Below are 21420 nucleotides of genomic sequence, written 5' to 3'. Positions count from 1 at the left end.
TCGATATCGCTAACGTATACGTCACGTGGCGAAGTAATCTTTTGGCTGTTGTGAGTTCACAAGTATTAAATCAGCTACGTTTTCCCAACAGTCCACACCTGAGATTTCTAATCCATCTTTCAGATAAGAAACTGCGAGGAGCGTGGATTGTAGGACTATGCATACTCTGAATATAGGGGAGGCTAGTGAGTTGATGACAATTTCAGTTTCTTCTGAGCTCTTGATCCTAACTACACCAAGGTCGACCTCTCCTAAATAGGAGCTAGTGTTAAACTGAGCAGTAACCTTACCGCGAGGTGAGACCAATGTGTCTGTTTTGTCAATTGGTGTCGGGTCCGATGTATAGTGGGTGGAGACTCCTGCGGTTAGAGCATTTTTCATCATAATCGCAAAGCCTTGGTAGGTGATAACACCTCCAGAAGTTTTAATGTTGAAAAATGAACCTGAAATCTTTCTCCAGATACGTAGCAACTGCCCATATGCATTTTTGACTAAAGTGGGTGATAAGGAGGAGTGAGGCAGGTGTGATTTTGGAAATTTTGCATGCTGTAACTTACAGCGAACATCTTGGTATTGAGTTTTCACAATATATTTAACAGGTGATTCTCCTTTTGGGACGAATTCAGTCAAAGATATATTTTTGTGTATCATGGTGAGTGCTCTTTCTAACCACTTTCTTTCCCCTTCATTATTTTTCTTTGGGTGCAAATTATTTAGTTGCGCCTCAAAAGCTAGAAATAGATTTCTATAGGCTTCAAACGAGTCATCAGAGCATTGCGAAAGGCGGTAGTATCTGAAGGATTCATTCCAAACGGGGACAGGTTCAGGTGTCGGAGGCACTAAATTACCCTCGGAGTCAGTATGTTGTATCTCGACATTTATCCCCATAGGCATAGGGAACTGGTTGTAGGTTGTTAGAATTGTTTGTTCGTCTTTAGTGTGCACGCAGATGTTGCTAGTCGCTGGGGCATTTACGGTCGTAGACATGATGCCTTGAACTGATAAAATATCGAGAAATTGCTGGATATGCTTTAGCCCGAACGATTGAACTTCTGAGTGAGATAAACGCGACGTTGTCCTTGCTACGATGTATTTGCTGGATGATTGAACTTCAACAATCCACTCAGAATCCGGAATGTGAAAAATAGTTGATACCGGTGAGGCCGAGGTTAGAGAATAAGAGACTCCAGATTTGTAAATACCGTCAAAGCCATCATCACCTGCGATAAAAAAATTGCCAATCTTAGCCAAGATCACCTCGCTTATTTCTTATCAGTATTAAAAGAAATATTGAATTGAGACTGTATCGGGTTTTCTTTTGTCCGCAAATTAAAAGGCCCGCCGAATGACGGGCCTTTCAGCACAATAAAGACAGTGGGTTGTGATCAGGCTGCGCGACTGCGGGCCTGCTCGCGAAGGTCTTCGAGGATGCCGTTGATGCGCGCACGCAAGGCTTCGACCTTGTGCGAGGCATCCTGTGCGGTGCTCAGAACTTCGCCCGACAGCTGGCCGGTTTTGCCGGTTTCACTTGCCACATCATTGATCGAGGACGAAACGGTTCGGGTGCGGTCGGCTGCACTGCGGACGTTACGCGTGATCTCGTCGGTTGCCGCACCCTGTTCTTCAACCGCGGCCGAAATGGTGGTGGCAATCTCGTTGATGTTTTCGATGATGCGACCGATATCCTCGATGGCGGTAACGGATTCCCCGGTCGCCTTCTGGATGCCGGAAATCTGACCGGCAATTTCCTCGGTCGCCTTTTCGGTCTGGTTGGCGAGGTTTTTGACCTCGGCGGCGACAACCGCAAAGCCCTTGCCCGCATCGCCAGCACGGGCCGCTTCGATGGTGGCGTTAAGGGCCAGCAGGTTGGTCTGTTCGGCGATGTCGGTGATCAGTGCGATGACCTCACCGATGCGGTTTGCCGATTGCGACAGGCTGACCACCAGCTGGTTGGTTTCCTGTGCGCGGTCGGCGGCATTGTTGGAAATGCGGGTCGATTCCGCCATCTGGCGGTTGATTTCCGCGTTCGAGGCCGAAAGCTGTTCGGTGGCGGCGGCAACGGTTTCGACGTTGCCGGTGGCTTCCTGGGCCGAAGATGCGACATCTTCGGTCTGGCCGGAAACCAGTTCGGCGCTCTGGCTCATTTGACCCGACACACCCTGAAGCTGTTCGGCGAGGGCGGCGATTTCACCGACCGCACTTTCGACTTCGTTTTGCAGGGTATCGGCAAGGCCAAGCAGTTCATCGCGGAGTGCTTCGTTGCGTTCACGGTTCAGGCGTTCTTCTTCGGCCTGAAGTTCGCGCACCTTAAGGGCGTTGTCCTTGAACACCTCGACCGCGCGGCCCATGGCGGTGATTTCGTCATTGCCCTTGACCGGGACGTCGATATCAAGATTGCCATCGGCCAGTGTGACCATGGTGGTTTGCAGACCAGCCAGACGACGCAGAAGGTTGCCACGCACATAGACCACATAAATGATCAGCGAGATCAGGATGGCCGCACCGGCAACGCCATACATGATCTGCGAGCTTTGCGCATTCAGGGTCTGGGCCGATCCGGCGGCCGCGTCGACATCCGATTGCAGGCTTTCGACCAGTGCCTTGACGCTGTTTTCCATGTCGGCGGCGTATTGGGTGCTTTGATCGACGATCTGCTGCTGGGTTGCGGCGGCTTCAAGATACTTGATCCGCAAGTCAGGAAGACTGCCATCGCCAATAGAGAGTTCAAGCATGTCACTGACGATGTTGGAGTAGAACTTTTTGAGTTTTTCGTTGTCGAGACCTTCGATCAATTTTTGCAGCGATGTGAAGCTGCCGCGGACCTGCACGCTGATGACCGAAAGCCGGGTCGGGTCGTCGAGCGAGCTTGATGTCAGGATCGTGTTGACGATGTCGCTGCCCATCCGGCTGAGTTCAAGAACCGGTCCGCGCGATGCAACGGCATCGTCGAGGTCGTAAAGCAGTTTGGTTGTGCGGACCTGATCTTCGTAGGGCAGGGGATCGCCTGATTTGCGCAGATCTTCGACGGAGGCATTGATCCCGGCAATGGTTGTCTGGGTGAAAGACAGGAGCGGGGTGATCATGCTGCTGTAACGCCCGCTTAGCTGCTGAAACTTGTTCAGTTTTCCGGCAATGTCATCGGCGATGGCAAACCGGTTCAGGGTCATTGCATGCAGATTTTCCAGCGCGTCGCGCAGATTGGCACTGTTGGTATCAATACCATCGAGGATTTCGGCTTGAAGATTTGTTTCGCGCAATTGCGCGACATTTTCGTCAAGCCCGGCCAGCAGCGTATCAAGTTCTGCTTTGACAGCCTGTTCTTCGTCGGGGGTTTTCGATGCGATGATCCGCGGCGCGATGGCCACGATCTTTGCGCTGTCGGTCGCGAGTTGTTGTGCCGAAAACATCGGCGGCAGTTTCGAATGCGTGATGTCCGCAAGTTCGGAGCCGAACTTGTCGAAGGATATGACGGCGACGGTGGCCGCCACGACGGCCATCAGGCCGACAAGTGCAAATGATGCCGCCAGTTTCCCCTGAACGCCGAAGCCTTTTGCGGTCTTGTTGACCGGCTTCTGGCGATCATCAGATTTGATAGTCTTTCCCATTACTCACCTAACCCCGATTACGCATAAGCAGCGCACCGGCATCTGTCATGCCGGTAACACGCGTCTGTTTGATTTTCCTGGATGAAACCTTCCTGTGGTTTCCGCATTCGGGGAGTCCCGCGATATCGGTTAGGAACGATAAGGATGCGCGACAATTGAAGGCGGAAGTTCTTGTTTTTCTTATGTTGAAAATTTCTATAGCACACGCGCCGGTGCAGAATAACCCAAATGTTTCTCTAATGTGGCAGTCCTGTCCATCTGGATAAGTCCTTTGTACAAAAGCTTGTGGCCATTCTGACCAATAGAAAAGGCCCGCCGGGTGGCGGGCCTTGCACAGAAGAAGGTTTGGCAGATTTCGGCAGATCAGGAGGCGCGATCACGTGCCTGCTGACGGAGATCCTCGAGGATGCCGTTGATCCGCGAACGCAGATTTTCGACCTTTTCGGATGCGGTCTGTGCCGTTGCCAGAACCTGACCGGAAAGTTCGCCGGTTTTGCCGGTTTCACTTGCCACATCATTGATCGAGGACGAAACGGTGCGGGTGCGATCAGCCGCACTGCGCACATTACGCGTGATCTCGTCGGTTGCCGCACCCTGTTCTTCGACCGCGGCCGAAATGGTTGTGGCAATTTCGTTGATGTTTTCGATGATGCGACCGATATCCTCGATGGCGGTAACGGATTCCCCGGTCGCCTTCTGGATGCCGGAAATCTGACCGGCAATTTCCTCCGTCGCCTTTTCGGTCTGGTTGGCGAGGTTTTTGACCTCGGCGGCGACAACCGCAAAGCCCTTGCCCGCATCGCCGGCACGGGCCGCTTCGATGGTGGCGTTAAGGGCCAGCAGGTTGGTCTGTTCGGCAATATCGGTGATCAGTGCAATGACCTCGCCGATGCGGTTTGCCGATTGCGACAGGCTGACCACCAGCTGGTTGGTTTCCTGTGCGCGGTCGGCGGCATTGTTGGAAATGCGGGTCGATTCCGCCATCTGGCGGTTGATTTCCGCGTTTGAGGCCGAAAGCTGTTCGGTGGCGGCAGCAACGGTTTCGACGTTGCCGGTGGCTTCCTGGGCCGAAGATGCGACATCTTCGGTCTGGCCGGAAACCAGTTCGGCACTCTGGCTCATCTGGCCCGACACACCCTGAAGCTGTTCGGCGAGGGCGGCGATTTCACCGACCGCACTTTCGACTTCGTTTTGCAGGGTATCGGCAAGGCCAAGCAGTTCATCGCGGAGTGCTTCGTTGCGTTCACGGTTCAGGCGTTCTTCTTCGGCCTGAAGTTCGCGCACCTTAAGGGCGTTGTCCTTGAACACCTCGACCGCGCGGCCCATGGCGGTGATTTCGTCATTGCCCTTGACCGGGACGTCGATATCAAGATTGCCATCGGCCAGTGTGACCATGGTGGTTTGCAGACCAGCCAGACGACGCAGAAGGTTGCCACGGACATAGACCACATAAATGATCAGCGAGATCAGGATGGCGGCGATGGCGACAACGGCCAGTGCCGTCAGGCTCTGTTTTTCGACGACTTTTGCCTGTGTGGCGGCGTCATTGACTTCGGAGTTCAGGGCGGCGACCAGTTCGGAAACGCCGCTGCGCATTGCGTTGGCGTATTCACCGCTCTGGATGACCAGACGCTGGCTTTCCTCGGCGGCGGCAAGTTCGCGCTTGCGAAGCTCCGGCAGGCTGTCATCCCCGACCGATAGCTTCTGCATCTTGTCGATCAGTTCGACATAGAAGTTCTTCAGGCGCTCGTTCCCGATGGAATCAAGGGCGGCCAGCGCATCGGAATATGTACCGCGAATACGCACCGGAATGATCGACAGACGCACGGCCTGTGTTTCGGTGGTTGACGCGATGATCATGTTGGCAGCAGACGAACCAAGACGTTCGATTTCCAGAACCGGTGAACGTGCGCTGATGGCCTCGTTCATCTTGATGAAGTTTTCAATGACTTCTTCGGTGCTTGCCGTGTATTTGGCGGACGGATCGTCTTTTAATGACTGCGCATAGGCGTTGCCCTGCGCGATGTCATTCTGGGTATAGGACAGAACCGGTTTCAGCGTATCGCCATAGCGTTTTGCAAGGTCCTGGAACTCGCTTAGTTTTTCGGCCTTTTCGGTCGAAATGGCAAAACGTTCCTGGGTGACGGTATGCAACTGACCAAGGGTGTCCTGCAACTGAATGCGGTTGTCATTGATCGTGGCAATCACGTCAGGCATGAAGCCGGTGGCTTCGATTTCGTTGATCTTGTTGACCAGTTCCAGCAGGCGGAAATCAAGTTCTTCCTTGATGGCCAGTTCTTCATCTGTGGAATTGGATGCGACGATGCGCGGCGCAATCGCGACGATTTCCGCGCTTTCGGTCGCCAGTTGCTGTGCCGCAGCGATCGGCGGCAGTTTTTCTTCTGTAATGGTGGTCAGAGCTTCGCCGAACTTGTTGAAAGACACGGCACCCACAACGGCAGAAACCACCGCATCAATCCGACCAATGCAAACGATATCAGAAGTTTGCTTTGGACCCCGAACTTAATTCCCATTCTGTCCTACCTTCTTGTGCTGTTTTCCCCGAGCGGCTTCTGTGTCCGTCCGGGTTTCTTGGATCAGGCAACGGGTGTTTTGTTCTTTTCGTCGCCCAGTTCGTAACCCCCGAAGAGTTATACTTTAGAGTTATTTTTTCTTATTAAGGGACATTATTGAAATATTATTCACAGAACTGCAAGGCGTAAGCAGTTCTGCGACAAAAAATCACGGTTAAATCCATAAGTTGTATAAATCAGAGGTGATGCGCCCGCGGTTTCGGTGCGCGCCGGTTGATGAATGCGGGCAGATGACGGATAGCTGGACCTTGAAGCGCAAACAGGATATAGGAGCGGTCGAAATTTCTGCCTGTCAGTTTGTCCGGTCCGGTTCGGTCCGCCGGACTGGCGCGCAATCATCGCGAGACCGGTCTGCCCGGGAAGATCCCGCAGTTACCGGCCGGTGCCCGATTTGCACTGATCGACAACACGAAAAGAATACAGGTTTCAGGTTATGGCCGGCCATTCCCAATTTAAGAACATCATGCACCGCAAAGGCGCGCAGGATAAAAAGCGCGCCAAAATCTTCACCAAACTCGCCCGTGAAATCACGGTTTCGGCGAAAATCAGTGATGATATCAACAGCAACCCGCGTCTGCGTGCAGCGATTGCCGCCGCGCGTGTTCAGAACATGCCCAAAGACAACATTGATCGCGCGATTAAAAAGGCGACCGGTGCAGGCGAGGGCGACAATTATGAAGAGGTCCGTTACGAGGGTTACGGGACGGCCGGTGTTGCCGTGATCGTCGAGGCGCTTACGGATAACCGCAACCGTACCGCATCCGAAGTGCGTGCCGCATTCGCCAAAAGCGGTGGCAACCTTGGTGAAACCGGTTCGGTCGGCTTCATGTTCAACCGTCTTGGCGAAATCGTTTATCCGGCCGACAAGGCCGGTGCGGATGAAATGTTTGAGGCCGCCCTTGAAGCGGGGGCTGCAAACGTGGAATCGGATGATGAGAGCCACGTCATCGAAACCGAGATCGAAGAGCTTAACAATGTGCGTGAAGCGCTGACCGAGAAGTTCGGGGACCCGGAAAGTGCGAAGCTTGTCTTCCGCGCGGTGACCGAAGCCGACATCAGCATCGATCAGGCACAGAGCATCATGAAGCTTGTTGATGCGCTTGAAGATAACGATGATGTCCAGAATGTCTGGACCAACGTTAACTGGACCGACGAGATCGCTGCTGCGCTTGATAACTGATTACGCTTGCTTACGCCCGTCATTCCCTTTTGAATGACGGGCGTATTTTATTTTGCTTATGATAATAAGGTGAGGCGACGTGGTCAGGGTTCTAGGTATCGATCCCGGTCTTCAACGCACGGGCTGGGGGGTGATCGACCTTACAGACAACCGGATGCGTCATGTTGCCAATGGTGTCGTGACCTCGACACAGTCGCTATCGCTGGCGGAACGGCTTGATCAGCTTCATAGCGGGCTTATGGACGTGATTGCGGCCTGGACGCCCGATGAGGCCGCGGTCGAGGAAACCTTCGTTAACAAAAACCCTGTTTCGACGCTTAAACTGGGGCAGGCGCGCGGTGTTGCGCTGCTTGCGCCGGCACGTTGTGGCATTCCGGTAACGGAATATACACCCAATGCCGTCAAAAAGACGGTGGTGGGTGCGGGTCATGCGGCCAAGCAGCAGGTTGAAATGATGGTATCCACCCTGCTGCCGGGATGTCAGATCCATGGCGCAGATGCGGCCGATGCACTGGCGGTTGCGATTTGTCATGCACAACATGCCGGAACCCGCGCGCTTGCGGGGATAACAGCCGGACCGGGGAGAAAATACAGGTGATCGCAAAACTTCGCGGAATTGTCGATTTCATTGGCGAGGACAGTGTCATCATCGATGTGAACGGGGTCGGATACCTTGTTTTTGCATCGCGCAGAACATTGACCATGCTGCCGCCAAAAGGCGGCGAGGCGGGCTTGATGATCGAAACCCATGTCCGCGAAGATCACATTCATCTTTATGGTTTTGCCGATAACGCCGAAAAGCAGTGGTTTGCCCTTTTGACGACGGTTCAGGGGGTTGGGGCCAAGGTTGCGCTGGCCCTTTTGTCGGTTTTAAGCCCGACCGATCTTTTGCGTGCGATTGCCGCGCAGGATACCACGGCCCTTTGCCGGGCGCCGGGGATTGGCCCGAAGGTGGCGACGCGTGTTGTGGGTGAGCTTAAAGACAAGGCGTCGCGCCTTAACCTTGGTCCGGTTGCGGCCCCGGCGGCACCTGTGGCACCGCCCGCCGCAACTTCGTCAAAAAAATCTGCAAAATCGGCCAAACCGCTTGCTGATGTGAGTATAGACACAGGCGATGCCGCGCCGGTTGTCGATGATGGCGCGGTTCTGGCCGATGCGGTTTCAGCGCTGGTCAATCTGGGCTATGGCCGGTCCGAGGCATTTGGCGCGGTTGGCAAGGCCGCCCAGCAGGCCGGTGAGGACAAGACACTTGATACCCTGATCCGTCTGGGATTGAAGGAGCTTAGCGCGTGAGCGAGGAAGAAGACCGTTTGCTTAGCGGGGAACGCCGCGAAGAGGATTATCAGGACGGCTCTTTGCGTCCGCGTCGGCTGGACGATTTTACCGGCCAGAAGGAAGTGCGCGAAAATCTTGATGTGTTCATTCAGGCCGCGCGAGGCCGCGAAGAGGCCATGGATCATGTGCTGTTTTTCGGGCCTCCGGGCTTGGGGAAAACGACACTGTCGCAGATTGTTGCCAGCGAGCTTGGCGTCGGTTTTCGGGCGACGTCCGGCCCGGTGATTGCCAAGGCCGGTGATCTTGCTGCCCTTCTGACCAATCTTCAGCCGCGCGACGTTCTGTTTATTGATGAAATCCATCGCCTGAACCCGGCGGTCGAGGAAATTCTGTATCCGGCGATGGAAGATTTCCAGCTTGATCTGATCATCGGCGAGGGACCGGCTGCACGTTCGGTGCGGATTGATCTGCCGCCCTTTACGCTTGTCGGGGCAACGACACGGTCGGGGCTTCTGACGACGCCGCTTCGTGACCGGTTTGGTATTCCGTTGCGGTTGCGATTCTATGAGCCCGAAGAGCTGGTCGAGATCGTGGCGCGCGGTGCGCGGTTGCTGAGTTTCGATATGACGCGTGAAGGGGCGATGGAAATTGCCCGCCGGTCACGGGGAACACCACGTATTGCCGGGCGATTGTTGCGCCGGGTGCGTGATTTTGCGGTGGTTGCCGGAAAATCGCCCGTTGATAAATTCATCGCCGATGCGGCGCTAACACGGCTTGAGGTCGATAACCTTGGCCTTGATAGCCAGGACCGGCGTTATCTGAACTGTATTGCCGGGAATTACGGCGGCGGGCCGGTTGGTGTCGATACGCTGGCAGCCGCCTTGTCGGAAGAACGTGACACGATTGAAGACGTGATCGAGCCGTATCTGTTGCAGCAGGGATTGATACAGCGCACCCCGCGGGGCCGTATGCTGGGCATCAAGGGATACAAACATCTTGGGCTGGTGCCACCGCGCGAAGGCAATGGTGTGCCGTTGGCGGACCTGTTTGATCAGCGCGCGACCAAGGCCGCAGACGGGACAGAGGAATGACGGATAAGCGCGAAAACAGCCTGCTCGGTCATATCGAGGGCAAGCGGCATATTTTCCCGTTAATGGTGTTTTACGAGGATACCGACGCAGGTGGAATTGTATATCACGCCAACTATCTCGCCTTTGCCGAGCGGGCGCGTTCAGCGATGCTTAACCTGTTGGGCGTTAGCAATAGTAGCCTTGCAGAGCGCCACAAAGTTGCCATAGCCGTTCGACACTGTACGCTCGATTTTCGTCGGGCGGCCCGGTTGGAAGACAGGCTGATTGTGGATACTCGCCTGATCAAACTGGGGGGCGCGTCGCTGGGATTCGAACAGAAGATCATGCGGGACGGCGAGGTGCTCGTGGTTATCGAGATATATCTCGCCTGCGTGTCGCTGCAAGAGTTACGGGCGCAACGGATGCCCGATGAATTGAGAACGGCTTACGCAACCTATCTGGATGTGAACGAGGACTGAAGAGAATATGGAAAATCAGGTGGTCGACGCGGTAACGCTGGGGCAGTCGGTCATGGCCCATGACATGTCCATGTGGGGGCTGTTCATGCAGGCCGGGATTGTCGTCAAAACGGTGATGATCGGGCTGATGCTGGCATCGGTTTGGGTCTGGGCAATTGTCATTGAAAAGCTGATCCGGTTGCGCAAATTGCGCGCCCAGGCAAACACATTTGAAGAAGCCTTCTGGTCGGGCGGATCGCTTGAAGACCTGTATGACCGAATTGCTGATCAGCCGCGCGATCCGATGTCGGCGATTTTCGTTTCGGCCATGCGCGAATGGCGTCGTTCGAACGCGCGCGGGGTCAAGGGCGAAACAATGCGCGCCCGCCTTCAGCAGCGCCTGGAACGGTCGATGGAAATCACGCTGGGCCGTGAAATGGACCGGGTTGAACGTTATATGACCTTCCTTGCGTCTGTTGGCTCGACCGCACCGTTTGTCGGCCTGTTCGGGACGGTCTGGGGGATCATGGTTTCCTTCCAGGCGATTGCGGCGTCGAAAAACACGTCGCTTGCGGTTGTCGCACCGGGGATTGCCGAGGCACTGCTTGCAACGGCGATGGGCCTTGTCGCGGCAATTCCGGCGGTGGTGGCCTATAACAAGATTTCCAGTGACCTGAACCGTTATGGCAACCGCCTTGAAGCGTTTGTTGACGAGTTCACGTCGATCCTGTCACGCCAGCTTGACGACGCGAGAGACTGATATGGGCGCTCAACTCGCATCCGGATCCGGCGGAGGACGCCGCCGCGGTCGCCGCAGCAACCGCCGCCGCGCCATGAGCGACATCAACGTCACCCCGATGGTTGACGTGATGCTTGTTCTGCTGGTGATTTTCATGGTGGCGGCACCTTTGATGACGGTCGGTGTCGAAGTGGACCTGCCGGAAACATCGGCCGCGCCGATGACCGGTCAGGACGAACCGCTTGTCGTGTCGGTCACGGGGGATGGCACCCTTTATATCATGGACAGTGAAGTCGCCCAGGACACGCTGGTCGAAAAGCTTTCGGCCATTACCGAGAATAAACGCGATACCCGTATTTTCGTGCGCGGTGACCGGACAATTGATTACGGCCGTGTGATGGAAGTCATGGGCCTGATCAGCGAGGCCGGGTTTAGCAAGGTTGCGCTGATCGCGGAGCTGCCCGCAAAGGGCAAGTAAACCGACATGTTTCGCAGTGTTCTGATTTCTCTGGCAGCCCACCTGGTGATCTTTCTGATTGCCTGGTTAGGCTTGCCGGAACTGTTCGAGGAAACGCCGCTGGAACTGCAATCGATTTCGGTCGAGGTGGTGACAGTCGATGAATTCTCGGCTGCTCCGACCAAGGCGCTGCCAAAGCCGAAAGCCGAAGAAAAGCCGAAACCGAAACCGGTTGCAAAGCCAGAGCCAAAGCCGGTTCCGAAGCCGGAACCCAAACCGACCCCGAAACCGGAACCCAAGCCTGCGCCAAAGCCAGAGCCCAAACCGGAACCGAAGCCTGAGCCGAAACCGGAGCCGAAGGTCGAGCCCAAACCACAGCCGAAACCGGAACCGAAGGTCGAGCCCAAACCACAGCCGAAACCGGAACCCAAACCCGTTCCGAAGCCGGAAGTGAAGAAGGAACCGACCCCGACCCCGGAAAAGCCGAAACCAAAGCCGGTTGAGGCCAAAAAGCCAGAGCCAAAGCCGGAACCGAAGCCCGAGCCGAAGAAGCAGCCCGACCCGGAGCCGAAGCGGACACTTGCCGATATTCTGAAGGATGTGCGCAAAACCGAACCGAGCGCACAGCCGACACCACAGGATACACCGGAAGATACGCCCGAAGACAATGCAAGCGAGGTGGTTGCGACCCGTCTGGACGCGCGTTTGACTATGAGCGAGCTTGACGCCGTCAAAAGACAGATCGAACGCTGCTGGAGCCCACCGGCCGGAGCCAAGGAAGCCGGGAACTTTGCGGTCGAAATACATGTCAGTGCCAATCCGGACGGCACCGTCCGGCAGGCACGAATTAGCAACTCTGGCGAGATTGGTGGTGATCCTTCACGCCGTACGATTGCAGAAAGTGCTCTTCGAGCTGTGCTAAATCCGCAATGCAGTCCTCTAAAACTGCCGCTGGATAAATACGAAATGTGGCGCACATTCACGTTCAATTTTGACATGCGTGAAATGCTGGGCCTGTAATGAATAAAATCATAAGTCCCTCAAAACGCGTGGAAAATAGCGAGGCAGGATGACCATCAAGACCAACGCATCAAAACGAGATTGGGTTACACGCAGTCTGGCCGGACTGTGTGCCCTTGCCGTTGTCGCTGGCCTGGCCGTTGTACCCTCGGCACCGGCGCATGCCGAACTCCGTATCGACATCACCCGGGGTGAAGTCAAACCGATGCCGATTGCCGTTACCCGTTTCCCGGGTGAAGGTGTTTCGGAAACCGAAGTCGGTCAGAACATCACGTCGGTGATCAGTGCCGATCTGGCGCGATCGGGTCTGTTTGCGCCAATTGACGAAAAAGCCTTTATCCAGAGTGCCAGTTCGCTGGCGGTCAATCCGAACTTTGCCGAGTGGCGCGCGATCAATGCGCAGGCACTCGTCAATGGCCGGGTTGTTACCGAACCGAACGGGCTTCTGCGTGTCGAATTCCGCCTTTGGGATGTTCTGGCTGAAAACCAGATGGCAGGGGTGGCCTATCGCACCCAGCCGAACAACTGGCGGCGTATCGCACACAAGATTGCCGACGAGATCTATAAACGCATTACCGGGGAATCGGGTTATTTCGATACCCGTATCGTTTATGTCTCCGAATCGGGCCCGGGCGATAAACGCGTCAAGCGGCTGGCCATCATGGATCAGGACGGTGCGAACCACCGTTTCCTGTCGGACGGCAAGTTTCTTGTTCTGAACCCGCGTTTTTCTCCGACGGCCCAGGAAGTGGTTTATATGTCGTACTTCAACGATAAACCACGTGTCTATGTTCTGGATATCGATACCGGCGAGCTTGAATTGCTTGGCGATTTCCCGGGCATGACCTTTGCCCCGCGTTTTGCCCCAGACGGCAATTCCGTGGTGATGTCCCAGGCTTTGGACGGCAATAGTGAAATCTACCAGCTGGATCTGCGTACGCGCGAAAAACGCCAGTTGACGCGGCATCCTGCAGTTGATACATCGCCGTCATATTCTCCTGATGGTTCGCGCATTACGTTCAACTCGGACCGTAGCGGATCACAGCAACTTTACGTGATGAATGCGGATGGAAGCGGTGTCCAGCGCATCAGTTTCGGTGGTGGTCTTTATGCCACACCGGTCTGGTCGCCACGCGGTGACCTGATCGCATTCACCAAGTCACAAGGAGGTCGGTTCTATATCGGTGTCATGCGTCCAGATGGCAGTGGAGAGCGGCTTTTGGCCGAGGGCTTCCTTGTCGAAGGCCCGACATGGGCACCGAACGGAAGAGTGTTGATGTATCACCGCCAGCACCCGTCCAGGGACGGGACCAAGGATCGCTATCGTCTGTATTCGATCGATTTGACCGGTTTTAACGAGCGCGAGATCGTGACACCGGCGGATGGATCGGATCCGGCATGGTCACCCTTGATTCCCTGATATCTCAAGAGTATAGTCATCGCGAAGCACTGAATGCGATTCGCATTAATCGCGGGCATTTTCGGTGTCGCGAGACATGGAAAACACCACAATCGGGCGAATGCGTCCGGTGTTAAGGGGAAAACTTAAATGAAACTTCGGATTCTGAGTGTTTTTGCTGCTGCCGCACTTCTGGCTGCCTGTGAAACCGCACCTGACAGCTCGGCAACTTCTGCTGGCGAAGGTGTTTCGACCACCAATCAGCCGTCTTCCACTTCGAGCACGCTTTCGGAAAGCAGCCCGGAATGGTTCGCGGTTAATGTTGGTGATCGCGTATTCTTTGGCTTCGACAAATATGACCTGTCGGGCGAAGCACGCCGTACGCTGGAACTTCAGTCTGCCTGGCTGAAAAAATACCCGCAGTACAAAGTGGTTGTCGAAGGCCATGCCGACGAACGCGGTACCCGTGAATACAACCTTGCACTGGGTGAGCGTCGCGCGAACTCCGTGAAAGATTACCTCGTTGCGCTTGGCATCGATCCGTCACGTGTCGAAACCATTTCTTATGGTAAAGAACGTCCGGTCGCGCTTGGCCACGACGAAGAAAGCTGGGCTAAAAACCGCCGCTCTGTTTCGGTTATCCGTTAAGCGCGTGCAGGTGAAAGCCTGAATTTCAAGGCGCCTGTTCCGAAAGGGACAGGCGCCTTATTTTTGCCGCCTGAAAATGTTGCAACATTAGACATTCCTTGATGATATCAGGAATGTGATGTTCGAAATTACGACGAAGGACCCGAAAATGATCCGAGTTGGCCCGAAAACCGGTTATCGCAATGACGCCCTGCCGTACCAGATTTCCGCAGCGGCGCATTCACCAACCGTTGGGGGAAAACAGGGGGCGCTGCGCCGTCGCCCGGTCGGCTATCTGTCGGTGTTTGCCGTCGCGGCCCTGCTGGGGATGACTGTTCCTGGCGGTGCACCGGTACGGGCGCAAGAATCCAACATGACCCGTCAGGTCGAACAGTTGCGCAAGGATCTTGATCTGTTGCAGCGTTATGTCTACCGCGAGGGTGTTCCTTCGGGTGGTGTTGCCGATGGTGGTTCAAGTGATGGAAGTCCGGCTGCGGCGCGCCAGCAGGTTCAGATCAACGAGATCGAACGCGCGGTGACCCAGCTTACCGGCCAGATCGAAGAATTCGACTTCCGCATTCGCAAGATTGAAGATCGCCTTGATCGTCTGGTTTCCGATGTTGATTTCCGCCTTGGTCAACTTGAAGGCGGCGCCAATGCCGGTGGCACGCAGACCGGTGCTGTTGCCCCGTCGGCGGCGGCCGGAGCGGCGGCAAACGGTGCGAGCGCATCGAATGCCCAGCCAAATACCGCCGGTACGGGGCAACGGGTTGATGACCGTGGTACCCAATTGTTCGGTGTGATCGAGAATGAAGGTTCGCCGCCCTCTGTTCCGTCCGGCCCATCCAATACAGGGGCAGGTAGGCAGGCACCTGCCGCGGCCGCATCTGGTGGCGGTGGTGCCCTTCCGGCCGGGACACCGGAAGAACAGTATCGTTATGCTTTTGATCTTTTGCGCAAACAGAACTTTGCGGCGGCGGAAACCGCCCTTGCCGCGTTTGTCAAAAGCCATCCGGACAATGCATTGGCCGGGAATGCGCAATACTGGCTTGGCGAAACGTTTTATGTTCGCGAACAGTATGATCAGGCGGCTGTCGCGTTTACCGAAGGTTTCCAGACCTATCCCGATAGCAGCAAGGCAGCCGATAACCTGCTTAAACTTGGCATGTCGCTTGGCAATCTGGGCAAGAAGGACGATGCCTGCACGACGTTTGGCCATCTGATTTCAAACTTCCCGAATGCGTCGGCGGTCGTGCTTGACCGTGCCCGTCAGGAACGCAAGAACCGCGGCTGTTCCTGATCGCAGTCTGATGGCAGACCAACCGGAAAATATGATCAATCCCGATCCGGCGTCCGATGGAACCCCATTGGACGCCGTTGTCTTTTCGCGCCTGATGAATGTTTTTGGCCCGTTTGAAGATCGGCCGAAAATTGCCGTGGCGGTTTCGGGTGGCGCGGACAGCATGGCGTTGGCGTTACTGGCGCATGAATGGTGCGGGTCAAAGGGCGGCGAATTGACCGCCATCACGGTTGATCACGGCCTGCGTGCGGAGGCGGCAGAAGAAGCGATCCGGGTTGGGGAGCAGCTTCGAAAACATGGCATTGATCATCGTATTTTGCGCTGGGACGGGGCCAAACCGCAAAGTGGTATTCAGGAAGCGGCGCGCAAGGCCCGCTATGACCTGCTGGACCGCGCGTTGGGGGAAATGGGCATCCTGCACCTTTTGGTCGCCCATCATCGCGATGATCAGCATGAAACGCTTGTGATGCGGCAACAGCGCGAGAGTGGCGTGATCGGCCGGGCCGGGATGGCGGCGCGGCGTTATCTGCGCAATGCAAGAGTGTTGCGGCCTTTGCTGCCCGTGGCCAAGGTTGATCTGATTGCAACGCTTCGGACCCGCCAGCAGGACTGGATCGAAGACCCGTCCAACCGCAATGTCCGTTTTGAGCGCGTGCGCATCAGACACAACCCGATGATGGACGGCCCGAAAAAAGAGATGGTTCAAAGCGGTGCCGATGCACGCCAGACCGCGGAATACCGGATTGCCGATCTTCTGGCATCGGCAGTGCAGATTACAAATTGCGGTATTGCACGTATCGATTATTCGAAATGGCGGGATGTTGGCGGTGATGAAGTAACCGCACGCTATGCCCTTGGGCATATTGTCCGGGTGGTTGGCGGGGAAAATTATATGCCGGCACTGGGCGCGTTGACGGCGGCCCTGCTGCAAATCAACGAGAAGGAAGATGCGCGGGTCAGTCTGGGCGGATGCGTGTTGCATCGCCGGGGAGGCATTTTGCTGGTTTATAGAGAGATCGGGCGCGTGGATGCCCATCCGGTTCGCATCAACGCCGATTGGATGCGCGATGGTTTCGGGCAGCGTTGGGACAATCGGTTCGAGCTGTTTTTCGCAGATCATGGCGCGGGGGTAACCGCGGATTACAGTGATTTGGGGCGGTTTGTGATTGCGCCGCTGTCGGCTTGTGATGCGTTTCACACGCGTGCCTTTCGGACCGCCATTGGCAAAATCGCGCCATTTGTGGATCATTTACCGCGCGCGGCCCTTGCATCCATACCCGCACTTTATGATAAAGAAGTTCTGCTTTCCGTTGGCGGGCTTGAGGTTTCAGGCATTTCCGACGTATTATCCGCCGCCGGTTGCCGCACGGCCCCGATGGGGGTAGAAAACGCAATCGGCATGCGATGGCGGTTTGCACCCCCGACACCTTTGTGGGAAAGTGGGTTTAAATCGTCGCCGAAACCCGACGTCCTACTTGCGTAAAGGTACCTTATCATTATCTGATGGTCAGGCCGTGCGCAGGGCGATTGCGCGTCATGGCGAACACAAATTGCGATCAGTAGCTTGGAATGAATATGGGAAAAAATCTCGCACTGTGGGTTATCATAGCCATCCTTTTGGTGGCTTTGTTTAACCTGTTTCAGTCGCCATCAGGACGGAGCGGCCAGTCAACGCTGGCGTTTTCGGACTTCCTGGCCGAAGTTGACAGCGGCCAGATTTCAGAAGTTACGATCCAGGGCAACACTCTTACAGCGCAAACCCGCGATAACCGGACCGTTAGTGTTTATACCCCTGATTATCCGAGCCTTGTCGAACGTCTGAACGACAAGGGCGTTCGTATTATTGCCCAGCCGGAAGAAAGCCTGTCGCCGCTTATGAGCGCGCTGATCAGCTGGTTCCCGATGCTGCTGATTATTGGTGTGTGGATTTTCTTCATGCGTCAGATGCAGGGCGGCGGCGGCAAGGCCATGGGCTTTGGCAAATCAAAGGCCAAGATGCTGACCGAGAAATCCGGTCGGGTGACCTTTGAAGACGTGGCCGGGATAGAGGAAGCCAAGGGCGAGCTTGAAGAAGTCGTCGACTTCCTGCGCGATCCGCAGAAATTCCAGCGCCTTGGCGGTAAAATCCCCAAAGGCATGCTTCTTGTCGGACCTCCGGGTACGGGTAAGACGCTTCTGGCACGTGCGATTGCCGGTGAAGCCAATGTGCCGTTCTTTACGATTTCGGGTTCCGATTTCGTGGAAATGTTTGTTGGTGTCGGCGCATCGCGTGTGCGTGACATGTTCGAACAGGGCAAAAAGAACGCCCCGTGCATCATCTTCATCGATGAAATCGACGCCGTTGGCCGCCATCGTGGTGCTGGTCTTGGCGGCGGAAACGATGAACGCGAACAGACCCTGAACCAGCTTCTGGTCGAGATGGACGGTTTTGAGGCCAACGAGGGCGTTATCCTTGTGGCCGCAACCAACCGTCCGGATGTTCTGGACCCGGCATTGCTGCGCCCCGGTCGTTTTGACCGTCAGGTTGTTGTGCCGAACCCCGATCTTGAAGGTCGTGAACGTATTCTTGGTGTTCACGCCCGCAAGGTTCCGCTGGGGCCGGATGTTGACCTGCGCACGGTTGCGCGTGGCACGCCGGGCTTCTCGGGTGCGGATCTGGCAAACCTTGTCAACGAGGCAGCGCTTCTTGCCGCCCGTCTTGGCAAGCGTGTCGTCACTATGGCCGATTTTGAAAACGCCAAGGACAAGGTGATGATGGGGGCGGAACGCCGTTCCATGATCATGACCGACGACGAGAAGAAGCTGACGGCTTATCACGAAGGTGGCCATGCGCTTGTCGCGCTGCATACCCCGGCATCCGATCCGATCCACAAGGCAACCATCATTCCGCGCGGTCGTGCGCTGGGTATGGTGATGCGCCTGCCGGAACGCGATCAGGTTTCCAAATCCTACGAACAGCTGATTTCCGACCTGGCGGTTGCCATGGGTGGCCGCGTTGCCGAGGAAATCATCTTTGGCAAGGACAAGGTCACCACGGGTGCATCTTCGGACATCAATATGGTGACGCAGTATGCGCGCAAGATGGTCACCGAATGGGGCTTTTCGGACAAGCTTGGCAATGTCAAATATGTGGATAATCAGGAAGAAGTGTTCCTGGGTCACAGCGTTGCCCAGCACAAGAATGTTTCGGAAAAAACAGCCCAGCTGATCGATGAGGAAGTCCGTCGTTATTCTGACGAGGCTTATGTTTTCGCCAAGCGGGTTCTGACCGAGCATCTTGACGATCTGCATGTTCTTGCCAAGGGGCTTCTGGAATACGAAACCCTGTCGGGCAAGGAAATCGATGCGCTTCTGCGCGGCGAGGAAATCAACCGTGCGGGCCATTCCAATGGTGGTGGCAAGGACGCGGGCGGCGGACGCCGTTCGACGGTTCCGACCACCGGTGGTGCGCGCAAGGAAAACCCGGGTGAAGGTGGCGGGGATTTGTCCCCGGAGCCACAGCCGGGCAGCTAACTGAAAGAGACTGATGGACAAGATCGAAGGATCGGTCCTGCGAAGCCCCGCCGATGTGCGGGGCTTCGCTGATTTTGACGGACCGTTATATTACGCACCTACCGGTTTCATCGACCATGCCGATGATCCCAATACGTTACCACTTGCCGGATCGCGCCGCGGCTTTTCCGCCCTTGAAATCATCCGCCGTCGCGACGGCGGCGGTGCCGAAAGCATGATCCTGCCGTTGCTGGCCCTTGAAGGCTGGGTCCAGAATTCCGGCCGGGTGGATGAAATCAATGATGTCCTGAACCGTCTGACAACCAAACGCGCCGATTTTGCCGGGCTTGATATGGCGTCCTGCCATGTGATGGGCATTATCAATGTCACGCCGGACAGTTTTTCGGATGGCGGCGATTACAACAGCACCGATCAGGCGATTGCGCGCGCGCGCGCCCTGGCGGCACAGGGGGCATCCATCCTTGATATCGGCGGGGAGTCGACCCGGCCGGGGGCGGAAGCCGTGTCCGAAGCCGACGAGATCGCCCGCGTTGTTCCGGTGATCCGGGCCCTGGCCGAAGACGGCCATTGCGTTTCCATCGATACCCGCCATGCAAGCGTGATGGAAGCCGCGATTGAGGCCGGTGCGGCGATCATCAATGACGTGACCGGGCTTGAAGGCGATGAACGGTCGATGGAAGTCGCCGTGGCATCGGGCAGGCCCGTGATGCTGATGCATATGCAGGGCGAACCGGGCACGATGCAGGAAAACCCGCAATACGATTGTGCGGTTCTGGATGTGTATGACTATCTGCTGGACCGGATCGAAAGTTGCGAACGGGCCGGGATTGCGCGCGATCGTATCTGTGTTGATCCGGGCATCGGTTTTGGCAAGTCGCTGTCGCACAATCTGGAACTGTTATCGCGTCTGGCGATTTTTCATGGGTTGGGTTGCCCGGTGTTGCTGGGCACGTCGCGCAAATCATTTATCGGCAAGATTGATCCGGCAGCATCCCCCAAGGAGCGGCTGGGCGGATCGATTGCATCGGCGGTCAATGGATGGCGGCACGGTGTTCAGATGATCCGGGTGCATGATGTTCATGACACGGTTCAGTCGATTTCGGTCGCGACTGCGACATCGATGGTATAGCTGTTTTTGGCCTGCAATCTATGGATGTATAGGTTGACCGGTTTGAACAACGAATTATAAAAGGCCCGCCGTTCTGGTGCATTTTCGAGTGCCAGAATTGCGGGTCTTTTTTTGGTCCGGTGAATCTGGCAATTTCTGACAGATCGTGCTTGGGGCTTGCGGATTTTACCCAATCGCCACATACCATTAAAGATAAAGAGAATTGCGATCAGGAAGATCGCGCAAATGGTTGGTTTCGTGCAAACAGCGAAGGCGAAGTTGAATGAATGGATACAGCGCGCACGCGCGCGTTGAACAGCCGGAAAAGGCTGCGGGTCAGGAAACGATGGCGACTTGTGTTTTCGTGGTCGAGGACAATGCCGATCTTAATCGGGATTTGTGCGAATACCTCGAGATGTGCGGTTTTGATGTTGTCGGTTGTGAAACCGGCGCAGCGTTTCATCGTGCGCTGCAATCCAAAACACCTGCGGCGGTCATTTTCGATATCATGCTGCCGGATGCCGATGGCTATGAATTGGCCAAATATGCGCGCGCCAACCTTGATTGCGGAATCATGATGCTGACATCCCTTGCGGGGATGGATCATCATCTTACGGGGTATAAATCCGGTGCGGATGTTTACCTGACGAAAGACAGCCCGCTTTCGGTGATCGAGGCGGCCCTGCGCCCGTTGTTGCGCCGGGTTGGCAAAAAAGATGACGATGTGGTTGAAGACCCGGAAAAAGACGGGGCCTGGACCCTTGATATGCTGAACTGGACGCTGAGCAATTCGGGCGGCGGTTCTTCGACTTTGACCGCGACGGAACGCACCATCGTGCAATTGCTGGTCGAGGCAAACGGGGCGTGGCTGACACGCCCGGAAATCGTCATGGCGCTGGGCAAGGCCGATACGGCCGAAAATTGCCGTAACCTTGATACGGCGATCCGGCGCGTTCGTCAGAAAGTCCTGCGCGAAACGGGCGATGAATTGCCGGTTCGGACCGCATATGGGCGGGGCTATGCCTTTACTTCGCCCGGTATCATTGTGGGTGCTGGCGAAACCGCCTGATTGACT

The 21420-nt window shown here is 55.8% G+C and carries 18 protein-coding genes; 15 read left to right on the top strand and 3 right to left on the bottom strand.

Annotated elements, in window-relative coordinates:
- Positions 1-21: 21 nt before the first annotated feature.
- From ABIE64_RS18780 to ABIE64_RS18770, 3 genes are all read right to left on the bottom strand, one after another.
- Positions 22-1251, bottom strand: a complete 1230-nt coding sequence (locus tag ABIE64_RS18780) for a hypothetical protein (protein ID WP_354378236.1) — start codon at positions 1249-1251, stop codon at positions 22-24.
- Positions 1252-1385: 134 nt separating this feature from the next.
- Positions 1386-3605, bottom strand: a complete 2220-nt coding sequence (locus tag ABIE64_RS18775; protein ID WP_354378235.1) for a methyl-accepting chemotaxis protein — start codon at positions 3603-3605, stop codon at positions 1386-1388.
- Between the two features lie 363 nt (positions 3606-3968).
- Positions 3969-6074, bottom strand: a complete 2106-nt coding sequence (locus tag ABIE64_RS18770; protein WP_354378234.1) for a methyl-accepting chemotaxis protein — start codon at positions 6072-6074, stop codon at positions 3969-3971.
- Between the two features lie 558 nt (positions 6075-6632).
- On the opposite strand from ABIE64_RS18770, the gene ABIE64_RS18765 reads away from it, so the two are divergent.
- The 15 genes from ABIE64_RS18765 to ABIE64_RS18695 all read left to right on the top strand — a co-directional run bounded on the left by ABIE64_RS18765 (position 6633) and on the right by ABIE64_RS18695 (position 21414).
- On the top strand, positions 6633-7379 hold the full coding sequence (locus ABIE64_RS18765) for a YebC/PmpR family DNA-binding transcriptional regulator (protein WP_007092141.1): 747 nt from the start codon (positions 6633-6635) through the stop codon (positions 7377-7379).
- A 79-nt stretch (positions 7380-7458) separates the two neighbouring features.
- Complete coding sequence (gene ruvC, locus ABIE64_RS18760; RefSeq protein WP_037987931.1) at positions 7459-7977, top strand: crossover junction endodeoxyribonuclease RuvC; 519 nt, start codon at positions 7459-7461, stop codon at positions 7975-7977.
- Positions 7974-8672, top strand: a complete 699-nt coding sequence (gene ruvA, locus ABIE64_RS18755) for a Holliday junction branch migration protein RuvA (protein WP_114095310.1) — start codon at positions 7974-7976, stop codon at positions 8670-8672. The genes ruvC and ruvA overlap by 4 nt, the downstream gene beginning before the upstream one ends.
- A complete protein-coding gene (gene ruvB, locus ABIE64_RS18750) occupies positions 8669-9745 on the top strand; it encodes a Holliday junction branch migration DNA helicase RuvB (RefSeq protein ID WP_007092138.1) in 1077 nt (358 codons plus the stop codon). The genes ruvA and ruvB overlap by 4 nt, the downstream gene beginning before the upstream one ends.
- On the top strand, positions 9742-10203 hold the full coding sequence (locus tag ABIE64_RS18745) for a YbgC/FadM family acyl-CoA thioesterase (protein WP_354378233.1): 462 nt from the start codon (positions 9742-9744) through the stop codon (positions 10201-10203). The genes ruvB and ABIE64_RS18745 overlap by 4 nt, the downstream gene beginning before the upstream one ends.
- Positions 10204-10210: 7 nt before the next feature.
- Positions 10211-10942: a protein TolQ gene (gene tolQ, locus ABIE64_RS18740; RefSeq protein ID WP_007092136.1), complete on the top strand. Its 732-nt coding sequence runs from the start codon at positions 10211-10213 to the stop codon at positions 10940-10942.
- Between the two features lies 1 nt (position 10943).
- Positions 10944-11399 (top strand): protein TolR, encoded by a 456-nt coding sequence (gene tolR / locus ABIE64_RS18735; protein WP_354378232.1) that lies wholly within the window; start codon positions 10944-10946, stop codon positions 11397-11399.
- Between the two features lie 6 nt (positions 11400-11405).
- On the top strand, positions 11406-12398 hold the full coding sequence (tolA, locus tag ABIE64_RS18730; protein ID WP_354378231.1) for a cell envelope integrity protein TolA: 993 nt from the start codon (positions 11406-11408) through the stop codon (positions 12396-12398).
- A 49-nt stretch (positions 12399-12447) separates the two neighbouring features.
- Positions 12448-13818 carry a Tol-Pal system beta propeller repeat protein TolB gene (gene tolB / locus ABIE64_RS18725; protein WP_007092133.1) on the top strand — a complete coding sequence of 457 codons (1371 nt, stop codon included), beginning with the start codon at positions 12448-12450 and terminating at the stop codon, positions 13816-13818.
- Between the two features lie 129 nt (positions 13819-13947).
- Complete coding sequence (gene pal, locus ABIE64_RS18720; protein WP_007092132.1) at positions 13948-14445, top strand: peptidoglycan-associated lipoprotein Pal; 498 nt, start codon at positions 13948-13950, stop codon at positions 14443-14445.
- A 148-nt stretch (positions 14446-14593) separates the two neighbouring features.
- Positions 14594-15724, top strand: coding sequence for a tol-pal system protein YbgF (ybgF, locus tag ABIE64_RS18715; RefSeq protein ID WP_354378230.1), 1131 nt, complete (start codon positions 14594-14596; stop codon positions 15722-15724).
- A gap of 10 nt (positions 15725-15734) precedes the next feature.
- Positions 15735-17207, top strand: a complete 1473-nt coding sequence (gene tilS, locus ABIE64_RS18710; RefSeq protein WP_354378229.1) for a tRNA lysidine(34) synthetase TilS — start codon at positions 15735-15737, stop codon at positions 17205-17207.
- Between the two features lie 86 nt (positions 17208-17293).
- Positions 17294-19237: an ATP-dependent zinc metalloprotease FtsH gene (gene ftsH / locus ABIE64_RS18705; protein WP_007092129.1), complete on the top strand. Its 1944-nt coding sequence runs from the start codon at positions 17294-17296 to the stop codon at positions 19235-19237.
- 13 nt (positions 19238-19250) lie between these two features.
- Complete coding sequence (gene folP / locus ABIE64_RS18700; RefSeq protein WP_007092128.1) at positions 19251-20366, top strand: dihydropteroate synthase; 1116 nt, start codon at positions 19251-19253, stop codon at positions 20364-20366.
- Between the two features lie 262 nt (positions 20367-20628).
- The gene (locus ABIE64_RS18695) at positions 20629-21414 is read left to right on the top strand and encodes a response regulator transcription factor (RefSeq protein ID WP_354378228.1); all 786 of its coding nucleotides are present in this window, start codon (positions 20629-20631) and stop codon (positions 21412-21414) included.
- The last annotated feature ends 6 nt before the right edge of the window (positions 21415-21420 follow it).

The sequence above is a fragment of the Thalassospira sp. MBR-102 genome, assembly GCF_040549275.1.
Taxonomy (GTDB): domain Bacteria; phylum Pseudomonadota; class Alphaproteobacteria; order Rhodospirillales; family Thalassospiraceae; genus Thalassospira; species Thalassospira xiamenensis.
Note: the sequence above shows the minus strand (reverse complement) of the source record. Positions and strands in the feature narration are given on the sequence as shown.